General features: G+C 63.8%; 23 protein-coding genes and 1 tRNA gene. 16 read left to right on the plus strand and 8 right to left on the minus strand.

Going from position 1 to position 24,014, the window contains the following annotated elements; translation table 11 throughout:
- The first annotated feature begins 1,353 nt into the window (after positions 1 to 1,353).
- The 7 genes from ACP7AG_RS02690 (at position 1,354) to ACP7AG_RS02720 (ending at position 9,839) form a co-directional block, all read left to right on the plus strand.
- Positions 1,354 to 2,430, plus strand: coding sequence for a hypothetical protein (locus ACP7AG_RS02690; RefSeq protein WP_426029703.1), 1,077 nt, complete (start codon positions 1,354 to 1,356; stop codon positions 2,428 to 2,430).
- A gap of 469 nt (positions 2,431 to 2,899) precedes the next feature.
- Positions 2,900 to 3,787, plus strand: coding sequence for a sensor histidine kinase (locus tag ACP7AG_RS02695; RefSeq protein WP_426029704.1), 888 nt, complete (start codon positions 2,900 to 2,902; stop codon positions 3,785 to 3,787).
- 554 nt (positions 3,788 to 4,341) lie between these two features.
- Positions 4,342 to 4,569, plus strand: coding sequence for a hypothetical protein (locus ACP7AG_RS02700; RefSeq protein ID WP_426029705.1), 228 nt, complete (start codon positions 4,342 to 4,344; stop codon positions 4,567 to 4,569).
- 62 nt (positions 4,570 to 4,631) lie between these two features.
- Positions 4,632 to 5,006 (plus strand): hypothetical protein, encoded by a 375-nt coding sequence (locus ACP7AG_RS02705; RefSeq protein ID WP_426029706.1) that lies wholly within the window; start codon positions 4,632 to 4,634, stop codon positions 5,004 to 5,006.
- Between the two features lie 264 nt (positions 5,007 to 5,270).
- Positions 5,271 to 6,797, plus strand: coding sequence for a site-specific DNA-methyltransferase (locus ACP7AG_RS02710; protein WP_426029707.1), 1,527 nt, complete (start codon positions 5,271 to 5,273; stop codon positions 6,795 to 6,797).
- The gene (locus tag ACP7AG_RS02715) at positions 6,797 to 9,400 is read left to right on the plus strand and encodes a DEAD/DEAH box helicase (protein ID WP_426029708.1); all 2,604 of its coding nucleotides are present in this window, start codon (positions 6,797 to 6,799) and stop codon (positions 9,398 to 9,400) included. Before ACP7AG_RS02710 ends, ACP7AG_RS02715 begins: the two co-directional genes overlap by 1 nt.
- Positions 9,384 to 9,839 (plus strand): PDZ domain-containing protein, encoded by a 456-nt coding sequence (locus ACP7AG_RS02720; RefSeq protein WP_426029709.1) that lies wholly within the window; start codon positions 9,384 to 9,386, stop codon positions 9,837 to 9,839. The genes ACP7AG_RS02715 and ACP7AG_RS02720 overlap by 17 nt, the downstream gene beginning before the upstream one ends.
- On the opposite strand, the gene ACP7AG_RS02725 is transcribed toward ACP7AG_RS02720, so the two are convergent.
- Positions 9,829 to 10,218: an HNH endonuclease gene (locus ACP7AG_RS02725; protein WP_426029710.1), complete on the minus strand. Its 390-nt coding sequence runs from the start codon at positions 10,216 to 10,218 to the stop codon at positions 9,829 to 9,831. The two genes, ACP7AG_RS02720 and ACP7AG_RS02725, sit on opposite strands and share 11 nt — an antisense overlap.
- Positions 10,158 to 10,712, minus strand: coding sequence for a hypothetical protein (locus tag ACP7AG_RS02730; RefSeq protein WP_426029711.1), 555 nt, complete (start codon positions 10,710 to 10,712; stop codon positions 10,158 to 10,160). The genes ACP7AG_RS02725 and ACP7AG_RS02730 overlap by 61 nt, the downstream gene beginning before the upstream one ends.
- Positions 10,713 to 11,230: 518 nt before the next feature.
- Here ACP7AG_RS02730 and ACP7AG_RS02735 point away from each other — a divergent pair.
- The 5 genes from ACP7AG_RS02735 (at position 11,231) to ACP7AG_RS02755 (ending at position 15,009) form a co-directional block, all read left to right on the plus strand.
- A complete protein-coding gene (locus ACP7AG_RS02735; protein ID WP_426029712.1) occupies positions 11,231 to 11,578 on the plus strand; it encodes a hypothetical protein in 348 nt (115 codons plus the stop codon).
- Positions 11,562 to 12,671, plus strand: a complete 1,110-nt coding sequence (locus tag ACP7AG_RS02740) for a tyrosine-type recombinase/integrase (protein ID WP_426029713.1) — start codon at positions 11,562 to 11,564, stop codon at positions 12,669 to 12,671. The genes ACP7AG_RS02735 and ACP7AG_RS02740 overlap by 17 nt, the downstream gene beginning before the upstream one ends.
- Positions 12,672 to 12,790: 119 nt before the next feature.
- Positions 12,791 to 12,865 (plus strand) — tRNA-Gly (locus ACP7AG_RS02745).
- A 252-nt stretch (positions 12,866 to 13,117) separates the two neighbouring features.
- Positions 13,118 to 13,867, plus strand: coding sequence for an NTP transferase domain-containing protein (locus ACP7AG_RS02750; protein WP_426029714.1), 750 nt, complete (start codon positions 13,118 to 13,120; stop codon positions 13,865 to 13,867).
- A 524-nt stretch (positions 13,868 to 14,391) separates the two neighbouring features.
- Positions 14,392 to 15,009 carry a response regulator gene (locus ACP7AG_RS02755; protein ID WP_426029715.1) on the plus strand — a complete coding sequence of 206 codons (618 nt, stop codon included), beginning with the start codon at positions 14,392 to 14,394 and terminating at the stop codon, positions 15,007 to 15,009.
- A gap of 83 nt (positions 15,010 to 15,092) precedes the next feature.
- On the opposite strand, the gene ACP7AG_RS02760 is transcribed toward ACP7AG_RS02755, so the two are convergent.
- The 5 genes from ACP7AG_RS02760 to ACP7AG_RS02780 are packed head-to-tail and all read right to left on the minus strand — an operon-like array spanning position 15,093 to position 19,748.
- Positions 15,093 to 15,854 (minus strand): nucleotidyltransferase family protein, encoded by a 762-nt coding sequence (locus tag ACP7AG_RS02760; RefSeq protein ID WP_426029837.1) that lies wholly within the window; start codon positions 15,852 to 15,854, stop codon positions 15,093 to 15,095.
- Positions 15,855 to 15,859: 5 nt separating this feature from the next.
- A complete protein-coding gene (locus ACP7AG_RS02765) occupies positions 15,860 to 17,011 on the minus strand; it encodes a dATP pyrophosphohydrolase (protein WP_426029716.1) in 1,152 nt (383 codons plus the stop codon).
- Positions 17,012 to 18,076, minus strand: coding sequence for an LptF/LptG family permease (locus tag ACP7AG_RS02770; RefSeq protein ID WP_426029717.1), 1,065 nt, complete (start codon positions 18,074 to 18,076; stop codon positions 17,012 to 17,014). It lies immediately after the preceding gene.
- Positions 18,073 to 19,314, minus strand: coding sequence for an LptF/LptG family permease (locus tag ACP7AG_RS02775; RefSeq protein ID WP_426029718.1), 1,242 nt, complete (start codon positions 19,312 to 19,314; stop codon positions 18,073 to 18,075). Before ACP7AG_RS02775 ends, ACP7AG_RS02770 begins: the two co-directional genes overlap by 4 nt.
- On the minus strand, positions 19,311 to 19,748 hold the full coding sequence (locus ACP7AG_RS02780; protein WP_426013736.1) for an HIT family protein: 438 nt from the start codon (positions 19,746 to 19,748) through the stop codon (positions 19,311 to 19,313). Before ACP7AG_RS02780 ends, ACP7AG_RS02775 begins: the two co-directional genes overlap by 4 nt.
- An 83-nt stretch (positions 19,749 to 19,831) precedes the next feature.
- Between ACP7AG_RS02780 and ACP7AG_RS02785 the strand changes: the two genes are divergently transcribed.
- On the plus strand, positions 19,832 to 20,002 hold the full coding sequence (locus ACP7AG_RS02785; protein WP_426013734.1) for a hypothetical protein: 171 nt from the start codon (positions 19,832 to 19,834) through the stop codon (positions 20,000 to 20,002).
- A gap of 7 nt (positions 20,003 to 20,009) precedes the next feature.
- Here the strand turns inward: ACP7AG_RS02785 and ACP7AG_RS02790 are convergent, their stop codons facing one another.
- On the minus strand, positions 20,010 to 20,927 hold the full coding sequence (locus tag ACP7AG_RS02790) for a metallophosphoesterase family protein (RefSeq protein WP_426013806.1): 918 nt from the start codon (positions 20,925 to 20,927) through the stop codon (positions 20,010 to 20,012).
- 158 nt (positions 20,928 to 21,085) lie between these two features.
- Here ACP7AG_RS02790 and ACP7AG_RS02795 point away from each other — a divergent pair, with 158 nt between their 5' ends.
- The 3 genes from ACP7AG_RS02795 to ACP7AG_RS02805 are packed head-to-tail and all read left to right on the plus strand — an operon-like array spanning position 21,086 to position 23,981.
- The gene (locus ACP7AG_RS02795) at positions 21,086 to 22,144 is read left to right on the plus strand and encodes a CDP-alcohol phosphatidyltransferase family protein (RefSeq protein ID WP_426029719.1); all 1,059 of its coding nucleotides are present in this window, start codon (positions 21,086 to 21,088) and stop codon (positions 22,142 to 22,144) included.
- Positions 22,144 to 23,061, plus strand: coding sequence for a diacylglycerol/lipid kinase family protein (locus ACP7AG_RS02800; protein ID WP_426029720.1), 918 nt, complete (start codon positions 22,144 to 22,146; stop codon positions 23,059 to 23,061). The genes ACP7AG_RS02795 and ACP7AG_RS02800 overlap by 1 nt, the downstream gene beginning before the upstream one ends.
- Positions 23,058 to 23,981: a hypothetical protein gene (locus ACP7AG_RS02805; RefSeq protein WP_426029721.1), complete on the plus strand. Its 924-nt coding sequence runs from the start codon at positions 23,058 to 23,060 to the stop codon at positions 23,979 to 23,981. The genes ACP7AG_RS02800 and ACP7AG_RS02805 overlap by 4 nt, the downstream gene beginning before the upstream one ends.
- Positions 23,982 to 24,014 lie beyond the last annotated feature (33 nt).

Here is a 24,014-nt window from a genome sequence, read left to right on the forward strand (position 1 = left end):
CATCAATGGGCGTCCACCAGCACCTCAAAAGGTTACCGTTCGCAGCGCCACTTGAGCGATGTCGTCGGCTACGGCGCTGAAAGCGCGTCGCCGGCAATGGAACGACGAAGAGCGACCTTGAACGACGTAAGGGTCACCAAAAGCACCGAGAACAACGGTGTCGATCCCCTTCAACTCCGGAGATCAGTTGACCTTCAGGCGGAGCCAAGGAGCCGCAGGCGACTTGAGCGATGCCGGAAGGTCAACCCCGTGCCGTAGGCACGGTTGCAGTGTTAGTTGTACTAGCGTCGGCGCCTGCGGCGCATGTGGTTGAACTCGGCGCCTGACGCGCGTTGCACGCGCTACGCCGGCTTCAACCACACAGAATTTTGCGAGCGATTATCAAGAAGTTGAGTTGAGATATGACAAATCCCCCCAGGCCTACACCACCCCTCCGATGAGGGGTGTTTCGGTGGAGACCTGGGGGGATTGGCGCTGGATGCGACTTGGTGAGGAGCGATGTAGTTTGGCCAACTACGCGATGGCGGAACCCATTCTCCATCGCAATCGCTCCGAATCCCGACTTGCGTCGTTCGGTTAACCGCTGATGCGGAAGCATCTTGGGCCGCTTTCCATCAACGGACCCAAGACCGGGCCATTGGCCCGTCTTTGAATTTACCGATCAGTCGAAGACTGAACCGGAAGGCTGCACACGGGGTCTCCGAATGTCCTGTCGCGCGCGCTACGCTCTTACTTGCCGGTCTTATTCCCGGCTCGCGGTTCGCCGTAGGGTGACGGCCTCTAACCCTTGCGCTTATGCTCTTCCGGGCTTGCCAGCCCGGCGTATCCAATATGGAGACACTATTGTAACGGTTCCGCCGAGGAAATGGAAGCATAGAACCGTTTGTTTCCCCAATCCGTCATCCTTAGATACAGAAGGTACCATTCTCTTTGCCCAGCCGAAGGTCATCCAAAAAAAACGGGAAAATAAATTCCATGCATCTGTTGATGTATTATATCCATAGTTGTTGTGGTTTCGGAAGGACTACTTCGGAGCCGGATGATTGGAAGTTATTTCACTACTACCCCGCGAAGGGGCGAGAGGATGCTGGACGCGGTATATCCGAAAACAGGTGAAGGTCGATTTCGACCCGAGAGTCTTCCGCCCCCTGCCGAATTTGGGAAGGTCCGTAGGTGGCGACCCCATCGCATGTCCGAATGCTGGCGCGGACCAAATTTCCGTACCCGACCCAAGTCGGACAGTGGCTCTGCCGCCCAACAGCCAAAGCTAAGCTTTTTGCACACACAGCCAAAGGTAGCGACAGAAGCCCTGGTGGCAGGCTAGGGAGGGTTCGCTTGAATGGGGAGAGCATCATGCGGCGGCTGAAGATGATCGGGCTGGTGCTGGCGGCATTTGCCCTGGCCTCATCAGGGCCGACGCCGACACCGCTAACCTACCAATTCATCGACCGGCCCGACGATGGTGGTATTTCGCTTAAGTATGAAAACACGTCCAACGGAGCCGTGTGCATCCGGGGAGATTGGCCCTTCAACAGCGGCCCCGGCGGCGGACCAGTTGTACTAGAAGTCGCCGGACGGCGGTTTCCGTTACGACCACCAGAATGGGCAGTCTGCAAAAAGAACTGCACCGAACGCATGTGGACGGGGACTAGCCGGGGCTGGAATTTGCCCTACACGGCCTTTGGCCTGCCCGAAGATTTGGCCTCCGCCCCAAAAACTATCGACGGCTCCTTGGTCGCCGCGTCATGCAAAGGCACCAAGCCCTTGCCCGAGGAGCTCTTCAAGACGTCGGAATGGATTTCTGTCGGCTCGACGGAAAATCAAATCTGCGCAGCCTTCCGTCAAGTGACCCTGTGGGACAACCGCGACAGGGTCAGTTACGCCCACAAGGGAGGTGACCGTGTAGGCGGTGTTCAGGATTACGATCGCGAACAGTTTCCCGGCGGTTCGATCTACAACTCCTTAGTTGCGTTGTCTGACAGCAAGCTTTCTGAGCCGGCCGAAACCAACGGCCGCTACCTGCGGTTCTACATCTTGGCTGAACGCGACAAGACGAAGGGGACGTCAACGATCGACCGGATGCGCCACCTATTGGTTAGCGCGCTTACGCCAGCATCCGATATCAGGGACTTCGACGGTCCGAACGAGAGTATCCAGCTCAAACAGAGCAGAAGTATTGGCACCTACATCCCTGCGATGTGTAGCCTCCAGGCCCTCTGCCGCCCTTACGGCGTCGTCCAAACGGTCAACAAGCTGCCGTGCGGCGATCTGAACATAAATACAAGCTCGCCCATTTCGCCGCCTCAGGCTTCGAATGTCGTTCCAGAAGCCAGCCAAGGCACGACCGTGGTGACCAGGACAGCAGACCCAGGTGCCGATCGAAAGGTGTCATGGACCAGCATGTCAGAGCCGGCATCGACAGCTCCGTAGCGCTCATGCGCGTTCCAGAAACGATGCTTGATCTTACCTACAGAGGGTGGAACCGTGTCGATCTCGTGGAACTGGCACGAATTGAGTCAGGGCCTTTGGCTAAACCCCGGACCGAAAGCTGTCGACCACTAAGCATCGTCGGGTTTTTAGGCCGGTCCATTGGGGGCGAGCTTCTGACAACCACCCTTCTCTGACTTTGGCGAAGTCCACTTACGGGCCAGAGGTCGAACGTCCGGTTTCGGACAGGGGCCTGATTTCTCCTCCCGATCCATGTCGGACTCTCGGGCGATATTTCCCAGCCGCCGCAACATCGTGATACTGATCCGTTCCTCCTAAATCCGGAGAACCCCTTCCCATGTCCGCGTCGGCGTTTACCCCTACGGTCTGGGATACTAAGGAGCTCCGACGGGGTATTGAGGCGGCTGGCGTCGCTCTGTGGTCGTGGGATGTAGAATCCGATCAATTGATTATGGACGAGCTGGGCTATGGCCTGTGGGGCGTGCCAACCACGGCGGCGGTGAGTTTCGAAGGTCTCTCCGCCCACATCCACCCAGCCGATCGCGACCGGGTTAGGGCCGCGTTCGCGGCGACACGCGGAATCCTTGGGGCCTACGAGATAGATTTTCGCATCGATGTCCAGGACGACATCCGGTGGATTTCGGCACGCGGCCAGGGCGACGACGCCGGCATCATTGGCCGCGTCATGGTTGGGATTTTTCTCGATGTAACCGGCCGTAAGCAAGCGGAAGAGGCCAATGAACTGCTGGCTGGCGAAATGAGCCACCGGGTTAAAAATCTTCTGGCGATCGCTTCGGCCCTGACAGCGATCACGTCGCGCTCGACCGAGACCGCCACTGAGATGGCCGTCGAGCTGACGGAACGCTTAGCCTCCCTGGGACGCGCCCACGACCTCGTTCGGCCGATCCCCGGTCAGGACGGTAAAGCGGCGCTGCTGGGCGATCTGATTTCCGTCCTTCTCGCGCCCTATAATGACTTGGGCGCCTTGAGTGGTCGCATTCGCGTGTCAGTTCCTAGGGTAGGTGTGGGCGAGGCCGCCGCGACCACCTTGGCCTTGGTCATCCATGAACTTGCGACTAATTCCCTGAAGTACGGCGCGCTCTCGGTCGCGTCCGGTACGCTAGATGTTTCCTGCACGGCGCACGACCAGGATGTCGTGGTGGTCTGGACCGAGCGCGGAGGCCCGCCCGTTACGACTCCGGAAGGGCCCGGAGGTTTTGGCAGCAAGCTGGTCACCCGGGGAATGTCGGCGCAACTGTGCGGCTCGATCACCTATGACTGGCCCAAACACGGCGTTGTCGCCACCCTGCGGACGCTCAAGGACCGTCTCGCCGCCTAACATACTTGGGGACTGTGCTGCTGCTTTGGCCCGGTGGCCAGCATTGTCCAAAAACCAGCCTGAACAGACCTTCGCCCTGTCCGGTATCTGGCGCGGCGTCCAAGGTCCGGTCGCAGGCGCGGGCTTCATTTCCTCACCCGACCCATGATCGCCACGAATACCCTCCGGACTCTCGCGGCGCATTGGTGAACGGGAGCGCATGAAACCACGTTAGTCCGCACCAAAAGTTCGATTATCGCGATCAGGCGGGTGCGGGTTCTATTTGCATGGGCCCGTAGGGACTCGCGGAGGCATGCTGGAGCCCTGAAGCTGCGCCGTCTGAGGAGAGGTACCGGGCGGGCGTCGTAAACCCTTTGCTGCCCCCGCCCTGAGCGACGGTGAGCCGGAGTGGACGACGTAGCAGCGGATGCTCGATCGTATTTGTCCTCTTTCTGGGTAGAAGACGGTTTAGATTTCGCCTACGAGTACCTAATAGAAATCGAACGTTGAGGGAAGTCACAGTCAGCGCGATCGGATATGGTATGAAAAGAAACGCATCTATACCCGAGTCTGGAATGAAGAGAGTTGGCGGATATTTGTTTTGGGCTGGCTTGGCATTTGTTATTATTGGCGGCATTAATGATATTTCGAGAATGTCGTCATACGACGCCGATTTTCGATTTCCAATTTGGAGCCCAATAGGCGCGGCGCTGATTGGCGTGGCCGCAACCCTGATGATCGCCGGTGTGATCGAGGACCGACTTATCGAAATCAGAGAGGCGATCAAACGCCAAGGCCAGTAGGGCTGCTTCGCTTCGCGCGCAAAGACGCCCCCATAACATCACAAGAAACGTGGAAGCTACCGATGCTAACCGATGACGAAATCAAAAAAGCTATCGCGGCACGGCCATTCAAAAGGGATGCCAACCATGAGCACCCCGACTGCGTTCGGATCGCCTACGCCTGGCTCGACGCCCAGAAGAAAACGAGGGGTCCCACGCGCCGCAGCTTGGACCTCAAGCACATTATCGAGAATTGGGCGCTCCGGTATGTTTCTGAGTCTGACGTGCAAGTCGCGGCGGCCATGCACCCCGACATCACCGGTCAGTATCCATATTTTAATATCAGCAGTCGCTTGACCAAGCCGTCCCACCTCCGCTTGGAAAGCATCGGGGAGGCGGGAAAGCACACGACCTATGGCTCGCGCTACACAGACGTCTATGCACTTCAGGAAGAGTAAATAGCTGAATGTGTGTGGCCTGCCTCTGATCCTTCGTCCAGCGCGGACTAAAATCACGGCATTGGTTACGCCGGTTGCGTTCGGATGCGCGGCATAGGCCGCACCTTCCTGCTTCAGTTCAAGGAGGCCGCCAATCTCGCAGGGACCGTGGAGCACGAGGTCGTCCGGCGGCGCATGCCAGGCGCTCCTTTCCTAGCTGCGGTTGGGGCGACGTACTGAGGCTGAGCCGTTGCCAAGGCGGGGCGAACTGGGCGATGAACCCGTATGCCCATTCTGACCTGGCTTACGCGTGACGAAGACCTGAGGGCCGCCCGGCGAGCGCCCTATCGCCTGTTGCAGGAAGACCCTGCCTTGGGGGGCGGCGACGCTGATACGGGCAATATGCTGATCCAGGGCGACAACCTGGAAGCGCTGAAAGCCCTGCTGCCGTTCTACGCGGGGCGGGTGAAGTGCATCTATATCGACCCGCCGTACAACACGCGGTCGGCGTTCGAGCACTACGACGACAATCTGGAGCATAGCCGCTGGCTGGCGATGATGTGGCCCCGGCTGGAACTGCTGCGCGAGCTACTGGCCGAGGACGGCTCGATCTGGGTGTCGATTGACGACAACGAAGGCCACTACCTCAAAGTCATCATGGACGAGGTGTTCGGGCGGTCGAACTTCGTCGACACCGTAATTTGGCAAAAGGCTGACTCCCCGAGAAATTCGGCTCGGCAGTTTTCAAGCGATCATGACTACATCTACGTTTACGCGCGCAGCGAAAACTGGAAACCGATCAAGCTTGAACGCACTGCCGAAGCTGACTCCATATATACAAATCCTGATGATGATGACCGTGGCCCTTGGCTCCCCGGCGACCCGTACGCCAACAAGCCATATTCGAAGGGCTTGTACGAAATGGTTGGCCCGAGCGGACGCGTGTTTTCACCACCGCCCGGCCGTTACTGGCGGGTCTCAGAAGAAAGGCTGCGCGAACTGGACAAGGAAGGCCGGGTCTGGTGGGGGCCTAAAGGCGAGGCCAGACCAAGCATCAAAAGATATCTCTCAGAGGTAGGGAATTTGGTGCCTCGGACCTTTTGGTCAAAGGACGACGTCGGAAGTAATCGAACCTCAAAGAATGAAATGCGGGCCTTATTCCCGGGGGATGCCTCGTTCGGTACCCCCAAGCCCGAACGCTTAATTGAACGCGTTCTTCATATCGCCACTAAGCCCGGCGATATAGTCTTGGACTCCTTCCTCGGCTCCGGCACTACTGTCGCCGTCGCACACAAAATGGGCCGCCGCTACATCGGCATCGAGGTTGGAGATCACGCGGATACCCTCTGCGCGCCGCGTCTGACCAAGGTTATCGACGGTGAACAAGGTGGTGTATCCAACGCGGCCAACTGGACCGGCGGCGGAGGGTTCCGCTTTTATCGTCTGGGCGAGCCGGTCTTTAGCGAAGATGGCGCATTGTCGCCTGGGATCACCTTCGCGACGCTGGCGGCGCACATTTGGTTTGCCGAGACCGGTCAAGCACCGACATCGCCTGCCGACGGCCCGGTTCTTGGTGTCGATGCGGATCAAGCCGTGGCTCTGCTCTATAACGGCGTGCTCGGAGACCGGCGACCGCAGGGAGGCAATGTGCTGACTCGCCAGACCCTAGCGATCATCCGCGACCACCTGACCGCCGACTTCAACGGTGAACTGATTGTCTATGGCGAGCGCTGCGCCCTAACGCCGCCTTCTCTGGTCCGCGAACGGATCGTGTTCTGCCAGACGCCCTATGACGTGAAGGTCCGCCGCTGATGCAGTTGAAGCCCTATCAGCAGTCCGCGCTTAAGGTGCTGGGCGACTTCCTCGGCAGGGCGCAGGAGGTCGATCCGGCCCAGGCCTTCGATTGGGCGCTGGATCAGCCTCCGCTGGAAGATCAGCCGCCGTTGCGCCAACGTCTGGGCCGGTTTGGGGCGCCGTATCGAGCGCCAAAGGGTCTGGGCGACACCCCCTATTGTTGCATCCGCCTGCCGACTGGGGGCGGCAAGACGATCCTGGCAGCCCACGCCGTGCCGCTGGCCCGCTCCGCCGGGCTGTCGCGCGACTATCCGGTGGTACTGTGGTTGGTGACGTCCAACGTCATCCGGCAGCAGACAGTTCAGGCACTGGCCGATCCGCGCCATGCCTATCGCGCGGCGCTGGATGCCGCTTTTAGCGGTGCGGTGCGGGTTTTCGATATCGGCGACTTCGCGAACATCACGCCGCATGATCTGGCATCTCACGCCTGTGTCGTGGTGGGTACCGTCCAGACCCTGCGCGTCGAAAACACCGAAGGACGCAAGGTCTATCAGCACCACGAGGCGCTGGAGCCCTTTTTCAGCCGGCTGGATGCGGCGACCTTGGCGTCCTTCCCCGATCTGGAGAAGACCGAGGCCGGCGGCGTGCGTTATTCGTTCGCCAACCTGCTGCACATGGCACGGCCTATGATGGTCGTAGACGAAGCCCACAACGTCGTCACCGCCCTCAGCGATCAGATGCGCGCCCGGATCAATCCATGGGCAGTGGTGGAGTTCACGGCCACGCCGCGCGGCCACAGCAACATCCTGTTCAACGCCTCGGCCGCCGAGCTGAAGGCCGAGCAGATGATCAAAATGCCGATCGTCCTTCAGGAGCACGCTCACTGGCAATCGGCCGTGGCCGGCGCGGTCGCCGAACGCGCACGATTGGGCGCGCTCGCTGAGACAGAACGTGAGCCCCTGCGGCCTATCACCCTGTATCAGGCCGAGCCCAAGGATCGTGAGGTCACGGTCGAGGTCCTGCGTCGCCATCTGATCGATGACCTGAAGATTGCTGAGGATCGGATCGTCATCGCCACCGGCGATCAGCGCGGCCTGGACGGCGTCGACTTGGCCGCTCCAGGTTGCCCGATAGAGCACATCATCACCGTCGAAGCGCTGAAGGAAGGGTGGGACTGCCCGTACGCCTACGTCTTCTGCTCGGTGGCCAGCATCAAGAGTTCAACTTCGGTGGAGCAGCTTCTGGGCCGGGTGCTGCGGATGCCCTATGCAAGTCGCCGGAGCTCCGCCGATTTGAACCGCGCCTATGCCCACGTCTCAGAGCCGACCTTCTACGCCGCCGCCACAGCCTTGAAGGACGCGCTTGTCGACATGGGCTTCGAGGATGGCGAGGCCGAACAGGCCATCGAACATCCCCAATTGGACCTGAGCGAAGGCCTGTTCGCCCAGCCGCCTAGACCGCCGGTGACATTGGACCTGATCAATACGCCGGAAACATGTGCCGTTCTGGTCGCGCACGGGATTACTCCGGTGGAGAGCCGCCCTGGCGTATTGACTCTGGCAGCGCCAGAAATCGCCCGCCCAGGACTAATCGAACAGATTATGCACGCCGCCCCGTCCGGCGCTACGGAACTGCAGCGGGCAGTGGAGGCTTTGCACGTGGCTCCTGCGGCACGTGGTGCCGAACTGCGCGTGCCCGCCCTGGGAACGATGATCGACGGCCAATTGATGCTGGCTGATCTCGATCTGTTGATGGAACACGTCGAATGGCGGCTGTCGGACCAGTCGCCCGTGATCCCAGCGCTGGCTGACAGTCTTGGTGAAACGGTGCGTCGCTATCTGATCGATGTTGACGGACGCCAGGTCACAAACACTTTCCTGACGGGCGATCTGTTAGAAGGCGTGGATCACGTCGAAGGCTGGAGCCCGGCGCGTCTGGTCGCACTACTAGACCCCCTGGTGAATGACCCATCCTTCACCCAGGCCGATAAGGTCGGCTGGCTGACGAGAGTCGTCGCTCGACTGATCGAGGTCGACGGTCTGTCCCTGGCGCAACTGATGCGCATGCGTCAGGCGTTGGCGCGAAAGCTTATTGCCCATATCGGACAAGTCCGTCGCCAACAGCGGGCGACGACGGCTCAACGATACCTGCTCGACCCCGGCGCACCGGTGCAAGCATTGTCAAACGAAGGCTTCTCCTTCCGATACGGCGTCTATGACGACCAGCCAACCTATCGCGGGCCGATTGGCTTTACCAAGCACCTCCTGGACCGCGTGCCGGCCTTCGACGGCAAGGCGGACGGCGAGGAACCGCGCTGCGCCCAGATGCTCGACAGCCTCACGCAGGTGAAGCACTGGGTTCGCAACGTCGCCCGTCACCCTGCATCGTTTTGGCTCCAGACCTCGACTCAGCGGACCTATCCAGACTTCGTCGCCGAGCTGACCGACGGTCGCATCTTTGTGGTCGAGTACAAGGGCGCGGACCACTGGGCCGACGCCGCTGAAGACCGGGCTATCGGCGAGGTCTGGGCGCGGGCGACGGGCAACCTGTATCTGATGGTGCGGGCCAGAGACGATCAGGCGCGCGATCCGCTGGCGCAGCTAATTGCCCGCCTCGGCTGACGCTGCGCGCTTCCTCGCCAAGGCGGGCGCACAACTCCCGGTCGGCACGACATTTCCAAACCGCGCCTTCCTGGGCGTGCAAGGCGAAATGACCCCTCGAACGTTCAAGGGCAAAAGCGTGATGGCCTACAGCGCGAAAGACTTCGGAGACCACTCGCCGGTGCAGAATGCTGGCGGCACCCTTGGCGATGAGATCGTGTCGATCAACGACAAAACCTTCAAAGATGACGCCGCATTCTTCAAGCTGCTGGATAAGGTCCAGATCGGTTCGACCTACACTGTTGTGGTCCTTCGCGGTGGGGTGCCACAGACACTCAGCGTGTTGGCTGAGACGCGCCCGCCGATAAAGGCGCTTACCCTCCCCAGCCAAGCCAGGGTCGCGGCGTCGATGACGCCAGCGGCGGCACCAGAAGCTCCCGCAACGGCACCTACGCCTTAGCGTGACCTTCAAGCGCCAGCCTGGCCGCGACAAGCGCTTGCCAAATCAGATCACACCCCGTCGGAGGAGCATCGCCGCGTTTCACGTTGCAGCTTTGATGCTTCATCAAGCCGTTCCCGAGGTCCTTCCGGCCACCCCGGCTAGCGGGGATGACATGATCAAAGGTCGGAGCCATCGGATCATCAGGCGAAAACCGGCCAACGCGCGGAACTGACCGACCGCAGCCAGCACAAAGCCCCCTTTGCGCCCAGTGAAGCTTGATCGTCGCCTGGATGTGCTCGTGCCACGGTGGTGAGTGGTTGTGCGCGTTCGTGCTTCTCACGGCTTCCTGCGGCGAATGAACATCGCCACGATCCCGGAGAGAACGCAGGTTGGGCACTTGGTCCTGCCCTTCACAGTCAATCTCCCAATCCGGTCGTGCCGGTTCGCTGGCGGGAGTTGGCCAAATTCCTCTCTGTAAATGCGCAGTAACTCCCGCTCGACGTCGTCGGGGATGCCGTTGAACACGACAATTAAGAAAAGCTCGCTGATGTCGAGGGACGTGCCGATCCCCGCCGCCCAATCATCCACACCATGCCGCTCGCCGGGGCGTGGAGCTTCCAATCCCTCTCGGTCAAAGCTTCGGCGAACAGCTTTCAGAAGGCTGCCCACACGCGGGCGCGCCCATCCACTGCCGACATAGACAAGTTCCTCAAGCAATGGCGGCTTGGTTATTTCACTGTCGTGGTCGGAACGGCGGCGGATCAGCGCGTATGTCGCCGCCCCATCAGCGAATGCCGAAAGGCGGTAACCCCAGCGGGTGCGAGACAAGCCGGATATAGCGAAGATGATGATTCGATTTCTGTGCATATCGACGAAGATACTTAGGCTCACTGAGTAGGCAATCACCAGTTAAATAAATCAATTCTGCAAGCTGCACCTTATTTGTTTCTGATAACAAACTGTGGATATCTGATCTGATAGATAACTGAATATATTTCATGCAGACGGCTCTTTAATTTTATCACGTCTACGAATTGGCGATCGCGCTGCGCCCTGGGCAGCCTGGATGCCCAAGGACACTCGGGGAGGCACCGTGGAGGGCCGAAATGGAGTCCGTGGATGGTGCTGGGCCGCCCAGCATCCAGGGCGCTCCTGAGTCATCTTGGGCGGCCCGCTTGGTGGCGGCTCCCTAGCGTCTTTTGGAGGCGGTGGTCGGGGTGGTTATTCTTTCCCTGCTCCTTGACGGCTAAGGTCACGCTTCCCATATCCATTCTCCGTTCGAAGGCCCATCAGGCAACCTCCGGCGAAAACTCTCGTAAGAGGGGCCGATGACGCGTCGTTGAGATCAGGTCGGTAAAGCAGCTAGCCGCGCGGGCGAACTGCTATTTGAACTGCCAACGGATCGATCCGTGCCTAACTTCTCCAATCTCCCCCAGACGCGCACCGCGCCTCCAGTAACCATGCGCGACAGGCCAGCCCATGATTACGTTGTTTGTTTTCCCAGACTAATGAACGGCAAACAGGCGGCGGCTTATCTCGGTTACAAGAGCGCCGATTTCTTAAAAAATATTGGTATTACGCCGATAAGGCTAGCGGAAGGTGGTCGCGGAAGCGCCCCGAGGTTCGACCGACTTGCGCTTGATCTGCATTTGGACTCTTTGTCCAATATCGATGGACGAAAAGAGCTGACGGATGTCGAAGACGAGGCGGAATCGGACTTCGAAAAGTGGGAGCGTTCTCATGCAGTCCGCCATTAAGCTGCCTTCGAGCCACCGAGTGACTTCAAAGCTCGCCGGCGGTCGGGTCGCAATTTACTGGTATCGCCACCGGGGCGGCGAGCTGATGATGAGGTTCGAGGGTGATGACCGCGCCCAGGCGCTTGCTGCCGAGGTGGCAGGGGCCACCGCGCTCGCGGCGGCATATGCAAAACCAAGGTCGAGGGCAGAGGCGACCGGGGCGACGGTCCAATCGCTCGTCATTCGCTACAAATCCGCTCCGGACGGTTTCGAGCGGCTGGCCCCCAAGACGAAGGTGGATTGGAGACGATCGCTCGACGCCATCACCGACCATTTTGGAACCTTGCCCCTCAAATCCTTAGCGGACAAACGGATGAAGAGGGCGCTGGTTGAATGGCGCAACGGCTTCAAATCAACGCCTCGCCAGGCCGACGCCCACATGACCGTCTTGAAACGCGTCTTTTCGTGGGGCGTCCAGAACGGCGAGTTGGACGCCAATCCCGCCGAGGGCATCAAGGGCATCTACCAACCAAACTACCGGGCAGAGCTGATCCTTAAACCCGAGGAATTGGCGTTGATCGTTCAGAACCTCACACGGGAAGCGAGTCGGGCCGTCAGATTTGCAGCCGCTACCGGCATTCGACGGGAAGACCTCTGCAAGCTGAGGTGGGCTTCCGTTGATGGCAACCGTTTGGAATTCGCAACCGGGAAAAGCCGCCTGCGGAAGACCGTCTCAGTGCCCTTGATGGGCGATGCGGAGGCAATCGTTGACGAAGTGAGAGCCGAACGTGAAGCGGCAATCGCAAAGGGCAAGGTTCCATCGGCATTCCTCCTTCTCACCCAACGCGGAACCCCGTGGAAGCCGGATTCACTTACCCAAGCGTTCGTGCGTGCCGCCGCCGTCGCGGGAGTTGAAGGGCGGACGTTCAATGATTTGCGAGGGACGGCGATCACCCGGTTCGCGATTGCGGACATCTCAAATGAAAAAATCGCTGACATCGTCGGCTGGGAGGTTGCGAACGTGTCCAGCATCCGAAAGCGCTACGTTGATGCGGCGGTGGTCGCGAGAGGTGTCGCTGACCAGATGGCGCGGACGGGTAGCAATGCAGCTTGAGAACGTCTCACGGACCGGCTATGGGAACGGGCACAGAACGGTATCTGTAAAACGCTTTGTAAAACGTTGCCTTCGCGTTCGCATCGGCCACACCTAAGCGATTGAGAGTGTTCGGTTCTGCGGGCGTAGCTCAGAGGTAGAGCGTCTGCTTCCCAAGCAGAATGTCGTGGGTTCGATTCCCATCGCCCGCTCCAATTCAGAAATCAACGAAAGCGCCGGAAGCCATAGCCCAAAGCTTCCTCGGCTAGGTTGGAAAGTCCGCTCTGCAATGTCGGAAACGCGCGCCAGGCGCGGCCCGCCTGGTGGCGGAATGGCCCCCGGGCGTCGCTATGGCTTGCCTAGGGACCCCGCCGCTTGTTACCTCGCGCTCCACGACGAGCGGCTTGTTCGGCGCGCCCATCGTCGCTATCTGGCGACCTCCATTTTCCGACAGACGAGACCACCCTGTGGCGACACCGGCCAAAGCGATCATCCTCAGCGCCGGCCAGGGCAAACGCCTGTCGCCCCTGACCGACACGCGTCCCAAATGCATGGTCGAACTGTCGGGCCGCACCGTGCTGCACTGGCAGCTCAAGCACCTGGCGGAAGCCGGCGTCGCCGAGGCGGTGGTGGTCACCGGATTCGCGGCCGATACAGTCGAGCAGGAGGTCGCCGGCCTGGACCTTCCGGGCCTGACGGTCCGCACTCTGTTCAACCCGTTCTATGCCCTGACCGACAATCTGGCCACCTGCTGGCTGGCGCGCGGGGAGATGCGCGGCGACTTCCTGCTGCTGAACGGCGACACCATGTTCGCGACCGACATCGCCCGCCGGCTGATCGCCGCTCCGCCGGCCCCGATCACCGTCACCATCGACCGCAAGCCCGGCTATGACGCCGACGACATGAAGGTACTGACCGAGGGCCTGAAGCTGCGGGCCATCGGCAAGACCATCGAGCATTACGACGCCGAGTCGATCGGCTTCCTGCGCTTCGACCCCGAGGGCGCAACGCTGTTCACCCGTATCGTCGAGCAGGCCCTGCGCACGCCCGAGGGCCTCAAGCGCTGGTATCTCAGCGTCATCAACCAGATCGCCCAGGACCACGACGTGGTCGCCACCCACTCGATCGAGGGCCTGCGGTGGGCCGAGATGGACTTCCCCGAAGACCTGCCCGGCAACCGGGCCCTGGCGGCGGCCTGGGTGGCAGCGGGGGAGTAGTTTGCCTTCTCCCCTTTTTGGGAGGGCACTCTTTCAGGTCGTCAAAAACGATTGTTATCCCGGACAAGGCTATCTGTGCGACGGGTCGTGCGGATCGCCTGCCTTCGCGAGGGGAGAAGGACGGGCGCCGGCTGTCGACAATCTGACCACCTGCGGCCAACCCGCCTGCCACGGGGCCGTCATGCAATTTGCCTAAAGGCCGCAGGCTCGCACGCAAGTAAGCGGGCTCTTATTAAGCGGCTTTGGCCAATTCCAGGGGCAAATCCGCGATCTGGATCAGCTGACCCAAGAAATCCACCTGGCCAGCAATGGCGACGACCGCCTGAAGTGGCGGGTCGGCGGCATGTACTTCGACTCGCGCGACACTACCGACTTCTTCCAGCGGGCTTGTTTCCTCACCACCGCCGCCCGCAACCCCAACAACTGGGGCAGAACGCTCATCTGGACGAGCGCTACGCTGCCCCCAACTGGGCCTTACGCCAGGCCAATATGTGCTGATCGCGGTGACCGATACCGGAAGCGGAATGCCCCCCGAGGTCATCGAAAAGGCCTTCGATCCGTTCTTCACAACCAAGGAAGTGGGCAAGGGCACGGGCCTGGGGCTCAGCCAGGTCTATGGCTTCGTCAAGCAGTCGGGCGGCCATGTGAAGATCTATTCCGAGCCGTCGGTGGGCACGACCATCAAGATCTATCTGCCGCGCCTGATCGGCGCCTTGGCCGCGAGCGAGGCCGAAACGGCGCCCGCGCCGTTGGCTGTGGGTGACAGCCGCGAAGTGGTTCTGGTCGTCGAGGACGAGCCGTCCGTCCGCCAGTTCAGCGTCGATGCGCTGGGCGAACTGGGCTATCTGGTGCTGGAAGCCGACGGCGCGGCCGCGGCCCTGCGCTTGATCGACGCCCATCCCGAGATTGTGTTGCTGTTCACCGATGTAGTCATGCTCGACGTCAACGGCGCCAAGCTGGCCGAGGAGGTCCGCCGCCGGCGTCCGGACATCAAGATCCTGTTCACGACGGGCTACACGCGAAACGCCGTGGTCCATGACGGCGTGCTGGATCCGGGCGTCGAGCTGATCGGCAAGCCGTTCACGCTGGAGGCGCTGGAGGCGCTGGCGGCGAAGTTGCGGCTGGTGCTGGAGGCGCGGTAGGGGTGTCATGTCCGCGCCACCGGCCACCTTCTCCCCCTTGCGGGAGAAGGAAATTTGGCGTTCTCGTCGGGGTGGGCGGTGTTTCAGGCGCCCTCCACGATCCCCCGCACCAGGTCCAGGTCCCCCGGCTTGTCGACATCCACCGCCGCCAAGCCGTCCCGCGCCCGCACCGCCACCGCCTTGACACCGGCCAAGGCGCCGATGCGGCCGACGGTCTCGTCCAGGGTCATCAGGCCCAGCAGGTAGCGCACCAGAATCATCGGGCCGAGCATGGCGGCGATCTTCCAGGGCTGCTTGCGGTGCTGCTCGACCTTGCGCCACAGGTCGATCGCCCGCAGCGACGCGGGGGTCTTCAGGTAGAACAGGTTGCAGCCCGAATAGCGCCCGTCGCGAAACGCCAGATAGGTACGCTTGGTGGTCGGGGCGGCGGCCTGGACCAGGGCTTCCTCACCCAGCAGGATGGCGATGTCGGCGTTTTCGGGCGTGTCGGCCATGAAATCGGTCACCCATTCGGGCCGCAGCAGGGCGTGATCGACCGTGGTGACCAGCAGCGGCGTGCCCAGGACCTCGGCGGCCTGGTGGACGCTCTGGCTGGGTCCGGCGGCGGAGGGCAGGGCGGTGAGCGTCGCCCGAATCGCCTGCGTCGCCAGGGCCGCTTCCAGCGCCTTGTCGTTGGTCGAGACCGCGATCCGCGTGGCGCCCGCCGCGTCAAGCGCGCCGAGCACTCGGGTCAGCAGGGTCTGACCGCCTAGGACGATCAGGCCCTTCTGGCTGACGCCGGCATAGTCGGCCACCGGATCGACCCCGCCGCGCGAGCCGGCCAGAACCAGGGCCTGGAAGCCCATGGTGGTCAAAGCGCCTTCTCGTAGATCCGATAGGTCTTGTAGATCGTGGCGCCCATGGCCTCGGAGATCCGTCGCATCGGCGCATTGGTCTCCAGCACCCACGAGAACTCGAACTTGTCGTAGCCCAGGGCCAAGCCCGCATCGCGCCCGGCGTTCATCAGGTGGAAGGGCACGACCTGGCCGCGCAGGGTGTCGGCGAACTTTCGCTTCAAGCCCATCAGCGGAATGCGGATAGATTTCACCCGCTTGACCTTCAGCCGCCACAACAGCTTGGCCCAGCCGAACGGCAGCAGCTTGCCGTTCAGGCCCTCGATGGCCTCGTTGACATTGGGCAGCAGCACGATGAAGCCGGCCGGCTCGCCGTCGATCTCGGCGAACAGGGTCAGGCGCTTGTCAATGACGTCCTTCAGGGCCTTGCCCAGTTGGGCGGTCTCGGCCTCGGTGGTCGGCACGAAGCCCCAATTGCCGGCCCAGGCGTCGTTGAGGATGCTGGTCAGCGACCGCACCTCCTCGTCATAGCGGCTCATGTCCAGTTCGCGCAGGGTCACGCCCTGCGGCAGGCCGCGCTTGACCCTGCGCACCACCACGGCCGGCAGGGCGGCGGTGGGGTCGCAGACATAGGCATAGACGTCCTTGGCCTTGGTGTAGCCCTGGGCCTCGACTCGTCGGGCCGTATAGGCCGGATCGTGGCCCATCATCACCATCGGCTTGGTGTCGAAGCCGTCGACCAGCAGGCCGACCTCTTCGTTGATCGACAGGTTGAACGGGCCCAGGGCGTTGGTGCAGCCGCGTTCGCGCAGCCAGTCCTCGGCCGTGCGAAACAGCAGCTCGAAGATAGCGGGGTCGTCCTCGGCGGCGATCATCCCGAAATTGCCGGTCTTCTGGCCGGCTTCCTGGACCGCCAGGGCGTCGATCTGGGCGCTGATCCGGCCGACGTCGCGGCCGCCGCGCAGCATCAGCCACATCTGGACCTCGGCATGCTCGAAGAACGGATTGGTCTTCGGCGTCAGGGCCGCCATCCGCTCGTACATCAAGGGGACCACCCAACTTCGGTCCTTGGCGTTCAGGCGGTTGGCCAGGTCGATGAAGCGCTTCAGCTCGGCCTTGGTGGAGACCGGAACGATCGTCAGGTCGGACGGGGCGGTGTCGAACGGCATTCAGCCCTCCAGAGCAACGAGCGCGTAAAGCGCGAGGGAGGCGAAGATTACCGGACCGCCCCAGACGGCCAGGAGGGGCGACAGCGACCCGCCTTCGCCCAGGGCCGAGAGCAGGCCGTTGATGACCAGGAACAGCAGGCCCGCAGCCAGGCCGCCGGTCAGCAGCATAGCCCCTTGTCCGCTGCGGAAATTGGCCAGGGCGACGGGCGCGCTGATCAGCAGCATGACCAGGGCCGCGAACGGACCGGCGAAGGCGGCCAGCAGGCGGGTCTCGTAGTAGCTGGCGGGCCGGTCGCCGCCACCGCTCAAAAGGGCCCGGCGGGCCGTGGCGGCGGTCGGCACGGGGCTGTCAGCGAACAGGGCCTGGATGTCCTGGGGGTGCAGGGGCGAGGGCCAGGCCAGCTTGCCGGCGGGCACGACATCGACGCGCTCGCCGCTGAAGCGGGCGATGACCGGCCTGTTGAGGGTCCAGCCGCCGCCATGGACATAGGTGGCGGTCGGCGCCTCGACGCGCTCGATCAAGCGGCTGGAAGTGTCGCGGCGATAGACCTTCACCGCGTTCAGCTGACGGCCGTCGGCCGAGGCGCCGTCGGCGATCACCAGGTCGTCGCTGGAGCGGAAGCTGCGCGGGCCGGGAACCTTGCGATCGGCGACGGGGGTCGTGGCCTGCCACCAGGCGGCCAGCACCGGGTCGGTGCGCGGGGCGATGACTTGGGCGCAGCTGAAATCCAGCGCCATGACGAGAAAGGCGATCGGCGCCGCCATGGCGACGATGCGATAGGCCGAGATGCCGGTGGCGCGCATGGCGATGATCGCGCTCTCGCGGGCCAACTGCGAGAAGGCGAAAAGTCCGCCGGCCAGGGTGGCGATCGGCGCCACTTGCTCGATCAGGCGCGGCGAGCGCAGGGCGGCGTAATACAGCACCCCGGCCGTACCCAGGCCCCGGCCGAGGATGTCGGTGGTGACTTCCAGCAAGTCGAGGATTTGCAGGATCGAGAACAGGATCAGAGCCGCACCGAGCACGCGCGTGCCGACCATTCGCAAAATATAGAGCTGGATCTTCATGCGGCGGCCCGGTCGGTCTTGGACTGGACCATCCGGCGGAAACGGGCGATGCCGACGCCCATCCGCCGGATCATCTCGGTGACCGGGGTTTGGCCCGGACGCTTGCGGCTGCCGATGAACAGCCAGAGGCTCAGGCCGGTGAAGATCGCGAATGGCATGCCGATCGCCGCCAGGGGCATGGCCTTGCCGGACTCCGCCAGGCCCTGCCCCAGCTGCAGGCTATGCTGGAACGCCAGCAGCAGCACGCCGGCGATGATCAGGCCAGGCGTGCGGTTGCCGCGCTTGGCGGCCAGGCCCAGCGGGAAGGCCAGCAGCGGCAGGAACGGCAGGAAGGCGGCGCGGGCCAGCCGGCCGTACAGCTCGGCCAACAGGGTGCGCTTGGGCACGATCGGGTTGGGCAGCTTCGACTGGCGGTCGAGCTCGCCCAGGGTCAGCTCGCGCTCGTCGCCGCCGCGGGTTCGCAGCAGGGCGGCCGCGCCGGCCAAGGGGATGTTGGTGGTGAACTGGTCAAACACCAGGGTCCGGTACTGGCCCTGAGCGTCGACGCCCACCCGCTGGCCCTTCCGCAACAGCATGGTGACGGTCTTGGCGGCCTCGTCGGCGCGCAGGTCGGCGGTGGCGGCGGTGATGACCTCCTCCCGGCCGTTGGCGTCGAGGCGGCGGATGAACACTCGTGTAAGGCGATGGCCGGCCGCGTCGGCGTCGTCTGCGGTCATCAGCAGCTTGGGCTCGTCGATGAACGCTCCGCCATCCAGCTTGCCATTCCAGCCGGCATTGACCGCCTCGTGCATCACGGCGCGATAGGCGTAGCGGCTGTAGGGCTGCATGTAGCCGAACACCCCCAGGCTGAAGACCGCCAGGAACAGGCCGACGAAGACGAAGGGCGCGGCGATACGGGTCAGGGACTGGCCGCTGGCCAACAGGGCGTCGATCTCCGAGCCGTCGGACAGCTTGGTGATGACGATGAACAGCGCCACGAAGAAGGCCACGGGCAGGGCCAAGCCCAGATAGTGCGGCACCAGGTTGGCGGCCAGCGAGGTGACATAGCCGAACCGGGCGCTGCTCTGCGACAGCACGTCCAGCAGCCGCAGCACGCGCTCCAGCAGCAGGGCGATCACCGTGACGCCCAGGCAGCCGATGATCGGCCACAGCAGCAGGCGCAACAGATAACCGTCGATCAGGCGAAAGCGCGCCGTGCCCTGGGGAACCGGAATGCGGATGCGGCGGGAGCGGGTCACGCGGCCGACCAGGCCTGGGCCAGGGTCCTGGCCAGGCGTTCGGCTCGGTCCAGGCCCATATCGACCGCATCGCCGAGGGCCGGAACGGCTGGCCAGCCGGCGTCGGCGAAGACCTGACCCTCGTGCTCACGCGTGCCGGCGTAGCGCGGGATCACGTGGAAATGCACGTCCTTGTCGACCATCATCAGCATCAGGTAATTGATCTTCTCGTACGCCACGACCTTGGCCAACATTCGCTCGATACCGTCCGTGGCCGTCTTGAGATCCGCGAAGGCGGCGGGACTCACTTGCGAGAAAGCCTGGGCGTCTTCCTTGCATATCAGGACCAGGGACCCAAATGTCGGCTGCTTGGGACGGACGAGAACCAGCCAGCTGGCGGTCTCGGCCACCCGCGTGCGCGGAAAGCCAAAGCTGATAGCGGTGGGATTGGTCATGCTCGGCCTCGCCTCGGGGCGCTAGCCGCCGTCCATCCTACAATAGGGATGCGGCCTTTTTGATGGAAGTCCGATCCGCATTCTTGGTTGGGCTCATCGCCGGATTTGCGCTGCTGGCCGGTCCGTCGCTGGCGGGCGAGTCTGGCGCGGCGCCGGGCGAGGGGGCCACGCGCGATGCTGGCGACTGCGAGGGCCGTCAGCCCGCCACCCGGCTGACTTTCCAGGCCGGGCCGGGCGACACCACACTGCGCTGAAGATGCGCTACGGGCGCTGAGCCGGTCGGCCCGCCTGGGACAGGACGTAGCGGCCCAGCTCCATCGCCTGGCCGCTCGTCGGGTCCAGGCCTCGCGCCACCACCTTGACCACGATCTCGCCATCCGCCCGGCGATCGATCTCGATGCCATGCCAGCGCGCGGCGGGGTGGCGGCCATGGCCCTGGGCCGAGGCCGAAGGCACGCCCAGCACCGGGATCATCCGGCCGTCGGGTCCGGGCGCGGTGGCCACCAGCGCCTCATGCGCATGGCCGTGCAGCACCAGATCGGCGCCGCGCCGGGCGAGCACCGCCCGCAGGTCGTCCTGGTCCTCCAGGGCCTTGCGCGCCGACACCGCGCCGGCGACCGGCGGATGGTGGATCAGCACGACGCGGAAAAGGTCGCACCAAGCCGGATCGGCCAGCCGGGCGTCCAGCCGCGACAGCTGGTCGGCGCCCAGGCGGCCGGTGGCCAGATGCAGGGCGGTGGGGGTGGCGGAGCAAAGATTGAAGATCGCTACGCCGTCGCGGATCCGGACCTGGGGGAAGCTGGCCTCGCCGTGATCCCCGAGCCACGGCGTCCATGGGACGAACGGCGGGCCGCCGGCATCGACCAAGGCGTCGTGGTTGCCGGGGCTGACAGTGATGTCGCGGGCTGGGCCCAGGGCTTCCAGCCAGAGCCGGGCGGCCTCCAGCTCGACGGGCGAGGCGAAGTTGGTCAGGTCACCGGTGATCGCCACATGATCGGGGGCGTAGGCCTTGAGATCGGCGACCAGCGTCGCCAGAATCTCCGGGCGATGCTCGTTGCGCTTGCGGCGCCAGGCGATGCGGCTCAGCAGCCGCTTGGACAGCAGGTCGCGCCAGCCGAACGCGCCCTTGGGCGGCGGCAGGTGGGGGTCGGACAGGTGGGCGAGGCGGAATATCGACAAGACTTCGGTCACGCTTTCTGGCGGAAGGGGTCGAAGCTGCTTATCAATCGCCGCGAGTTTCAAGGGGCTGTCGTATCGTGAAGGTCGAAATTGATCCGAAAGAGGCCGCTGGTCTGTCCGCCGTCACGGTGGGCTTGACGAAAACGCGCCTCTGGGGGATGACGTCGTCTGAACGGCTGTCGCGAATCTACCGCCGCCTTGGCCTGGTCGAGGCGACGCCGGGGACCGTCTTCGTCAGCGGGAACGTCATCGTGGTGGATGCCGGCTGGGTGTTCGACGAGTCGCTGATCAAGGCTCTGGCCGAGCGTCCAGGCGTGGCCCTGGTGGACGAGGCCGGTCGCGTGGTCGCCGTCAACGTCTCGGCCCTGCGCGCGCGTGACTCCATAGCCCGCCTCGACACTGGCGAGGACGTCACCGCCCTGGCCGACACCCGCCTGACCGCCCTGGAGCTTGGCTCGGCCTATAACAGCGCCCTGCGCAAGCGCGAGCCGCCGGTGCTGGAGCGCCTGACGCCGGAGACCCGCGTCGCGGTCGAGAAGCGATTGTTCCAGGGCTCCTACAAGGGCGTCACCGACCTGGTGACGAAATATGTCTGGCCCACGCCGGCCCGGGTCGTCACCCGCTGGTGCGCTCTGGCCAAGATGACGCCCAACCAGGTGACCCTGATCGGTTTCATCCTGACCCTGGCGGCCTTCTGGCTGTTCTGGACGGGCCAGTTCGGCTGGGGCCTGGTCTGCGCCTGGATCATGACCTTCCTCGACACCGTCGACGGCAAGCTGGCCCGCGTGACCCTGACCTCATCGAAGTGGGGCAATGTCTTTGACCACGGCATTGACCTGGTGCACCCGCCGTTCTGGTGGTGGGCCTGGTATGTGGGTCTGGGCGCAATGGCCTTCGCCACGCCGCACGGCGTCCTGGCCCTGGCGGTGATCGTCGCGGGCTATGTGCTGCAGCGGGTGGAGGAGGGCATCTTCCTGGCCCTGTTCAGGGTCGAGATGCACGCCTGGCGACCGTTCGACAGCTTCTTTCGGCTGATCACCGCGCGTCGCAACCCCAACCTCATCATGCTGACTCTGGCCTGGCTCGTCGGCCGGCCTGACATCGGATTCATGGCCGTGGCGGTGTGGACCGCGATCTGCCTCTTGGTCCACGCCGTCCAGATCTTGCAGGGCCTGGCGACGCCCAAGGGCGGCGTCGTCTCCTGGCTGTCGCGCTGATGCGCATCGGGGTCATCCGCAATCCGCGCAGCCACGCCAATATCGGGCGGACCGAGAGCGCCTCGACGCCCGACGCGGTGCTGCTGGTCGAGCCCGCCACCCGCGAGGCCCTGGTGCAGGACCTGAAGGCCTTCGCCCAGTGCGGGGTCGAACTGCTGGTCATAGACGGCGGCGACGGCACCATCCGCGACGTCATCAGCCTGCTGCCCGACACCTTCGGCGACACGCCGCCGCTGTTGGCCCTGCTGCCGTCCGGGAAGACCAACGTCCTGGCCATCGACCTAGGCGTGCCGCACGGGTGGACCCTGGACCAGGCCATCGCCGCCGCCCGCTCCGGCCACCCGGTGATCAAGACCCGCGCGCCCCTGGTGGTGCGTTGGGACGACGGTCGGCCGTCGTTGCATGGCTTCGTGTTCGGCCTGGGCGCCTTCGTGCGGGTGACCAGCATGTCCAAGAAGGTCAACGCCCTGGGCGCCTTCCACAGCCTGTCGGTAGCCCTGACCCTTGCCGGCGGCGTGATTGGCACCCTGATGGGCGGCGCGCGCGACCGCTGGCGGGCCGGCGTGCCGCTGTGCATGGCCATCGACGGCGAGGAAACCCGCACCGCCGACCGTTTCGTGGTCATGGCCACCACCCTCAAGCGCCTGCCCCTGGGTCTCAAGCCGTTCGGACCGCCGCGCGAGGGGCTGAAGTTCCTCGACGTCGACGCCCCGCCCAAGCACCTGCCCGGCGCCTTGCCCGCCCTGCTGAGCGGCCGCGACGCCGCCTGGCTGCCCGGTCTGGGCTATCGGCGCGGCGACGCCCAGACCATCCGGATCACCACCGACCAGCCGCTGGTGGTGGACGGCGAGGTCTATGACGGGGCCGGCGGCGTGACCGTGGTCCTGGCGCCGGCGCTGCGGTTCCTGGCGGCATGACCGCTTCGGTGGTCAGCCTGGTCAGCGAGGAGCTCCGCGCCCCGGCCCCGCCCCACGCCGTGATGTTCGCCCAGCGCCTGGTGGAGGCCTTCGAGGCTCCGGTGGCGGTGCTGTTCTACGGCTCGATCCTGCGAACGGGCGACCTGGAGGGGGTGATGGACTTCTACGTCCTCACCGCCGGCCCCCGGAGCGGCTGGCGCGGTCTGGCCGGGCGGGTGCTGTGGCCGGACGTCAGCTATCACGAGGTCGAGCACCAAGGCCGGACCCTGCGCGCCAAGGTCGCCGCCATGACCTTGGCCCAGTTCCAGAACGCCGTGCTGGGGCAGGGGATCGACACCACGATCTGGACGCGCTTCGTCCAGCCCTCGGCCCTGGTCTGGACGGTCGATCCGGCGATCGGCGACGCCGTGATCGAGGCCGTCGCGGAGGCCGCCCGAACCGCCACCCGCTTCGCCGCCGCGCTTGGACCGCACGAGGGCCCGCCGGACGCCTATTGGTCGGCCCTGTTCCAGCAGACCTACGCCGCCGAATTCCGGGTCGAGAAGGGTGGGCGCGAGCGCTCGATCCTGGCCTTCGAGCCCGAGCGCTACGATTGCCTGTTGATTGCCTGTTGGCGGGAGGAGGGGATGCTCGACATCGTTTCGCGCGGCGCGGTGCAGCCCAATCTGTCGGCGGAGGATCACAAGCGGCTCAACGCCGCCTGGCGGGTGCGGCGCAGCCTGGGCAAGCCGTTGAACCTGGCGCGGCTGATCAAGGCCGCCTTCACGTTCGAGGGCGCGGCGCGCTATGCGGTCTGGAAGATCGAGCGCCATACGGGCCTGTCGGTGCCGCTGACGCCCTGGCGCGAGCGACACCCGGTGCTGGCCGCGCCGGGCGTGCTTTGGCGGCTGTGGCGGGCGCGTCTGGAGCAGAAGGCTTAGTCGGGCGCGGTCAGCAGTTCGTGTGGCACGCCC

This window comes from Caulobacter sp. DWP3-1-3b2 (assembly GCF_049896325.1).
Classification (GTDB): domain Bacteria; phylum Pseudomonadota; class Alphaproteobacteria; order Caulobacterales; family Caulobacteraceae; genus Caulobacter.

What these genes read in the sequence shown, in the direction of transcription:
- ACP7AG_RS02710 (WP_426029707.1), top strand. Translation starts at nt 5,271, where the DNA reads ATGCCCATTCTGACCTGGCTTACGCGTGACGAAGACCTGAGGGCCGCC.
- ACP7AG_RS02760 (WP_426029837.1), bottom strand. Translation starts at nt 15,854, where the DNA reads ATGGGCTTCCAGGCCCTGGTTCTGGCCGGCTCGCGCGGCGGGGTCGAT.
- ACP7AG_RS02770 (WP_426029717.1), bottom strand. Translation starts at nt 18,076, where the DNA reads ATGAAGATCCAGCTCTATATTTTGCGAATGGTCGGCACGCGCGTGCTC.
- ACP7AG_RS02805 (WP_426029721.1), top strand. Translation starts at nt 23,058, where the DNA reads ATGACCGCTTCGGTGGTCAGCCTGGTCAGCGAGGAGCTCCGCGCCCCG.
- ACP7AG_RS02700 (WP_426029705.1), top strand. Translation starts at nt 4,342, where the DNA reads ATGAAGAGAGTTGGCGGATATTTGTTTTGGGCTGGCTTGGCATTTGTT.
- ACP7AG_RS02765 (WP_426029716.1), bottom strand. Translation starts at nt 17,011, where the DNA reads ATGCCGTTCGACACCGCCCCGTCCGACCTGACGATCGTTCCGGTCTCC.
- ACP7AG_RS02690 (WP_426029703.1), top strand. Translation starts at nt 1,354, where the DNA reads ATGCGGCGGCTGAAGATGATCGGGCTGGTGCTGGCGGCATTTGCCCTG.
- ACP7AG_RS02795 (WP_426029719.1), top strand. Translation starts at nt 21,086, where the DNA reads ATGACGTCGTCTGAACGGCTGTCGCGAATCTACCGCCGCCTTGGCCTG.
- ACP7AG_RS02780 (WP_426013736.1), bottom strand. Translation starts at nt 19,748, where the DNA reads ATGACCAATCCCACCGCTATCAGCTTTGGCTTTCCGCGCACGCGGGTG.
- ACP7AG_RS02740 (WP_426029713.1), top strand. Translation starts at nt 11,562, where the DNA reads ATGCAGTCCGCCATTAAGCTGCCTTCGAGCCACCGAGTGACTTCAAAG.
- ACP7AG_RS02705 (WP_426029706.1), top strand. Translation starts at nt 4,632, where the DNA reads ATGCTAACCGATGACGAAATCAAAAAAGCTATCGCGGCACGGCCATTC.
- ACP7AG_RS02715 (WP_426029708.1), top strand. Translation starts at nt 6,797, where the DNA reads ATGCAGTTGAAGCCCTATCAGCAGTCCGCGCTTAAGGTGCTGGGCGAC.
- ACP7AG_RS02755 (WP_426029715.1), top strand. Translation starts at nt 14,392, where the DNA reads ATGCCCCCCGAGGTCATCGAAAAGGCCTTCGATCCGTTCTTCACAACC.
- ACP7AG_RS02800 (WP_426029720.1), top strand. Translation starts at nt 22,144, where the DNA reads ATGCGCATCGGGGTCATCCGCAATCCGCGCAGCCACGCCAATATCGGG.
- ACP7AG_RS02695 (WP_426029704.1), top strand. Translation starts at nt 2,900, where the DNA reads ATGGACGAGCTGGGCTATGGCCTGTGGGGCGTGCCAACCACGGCGGCG.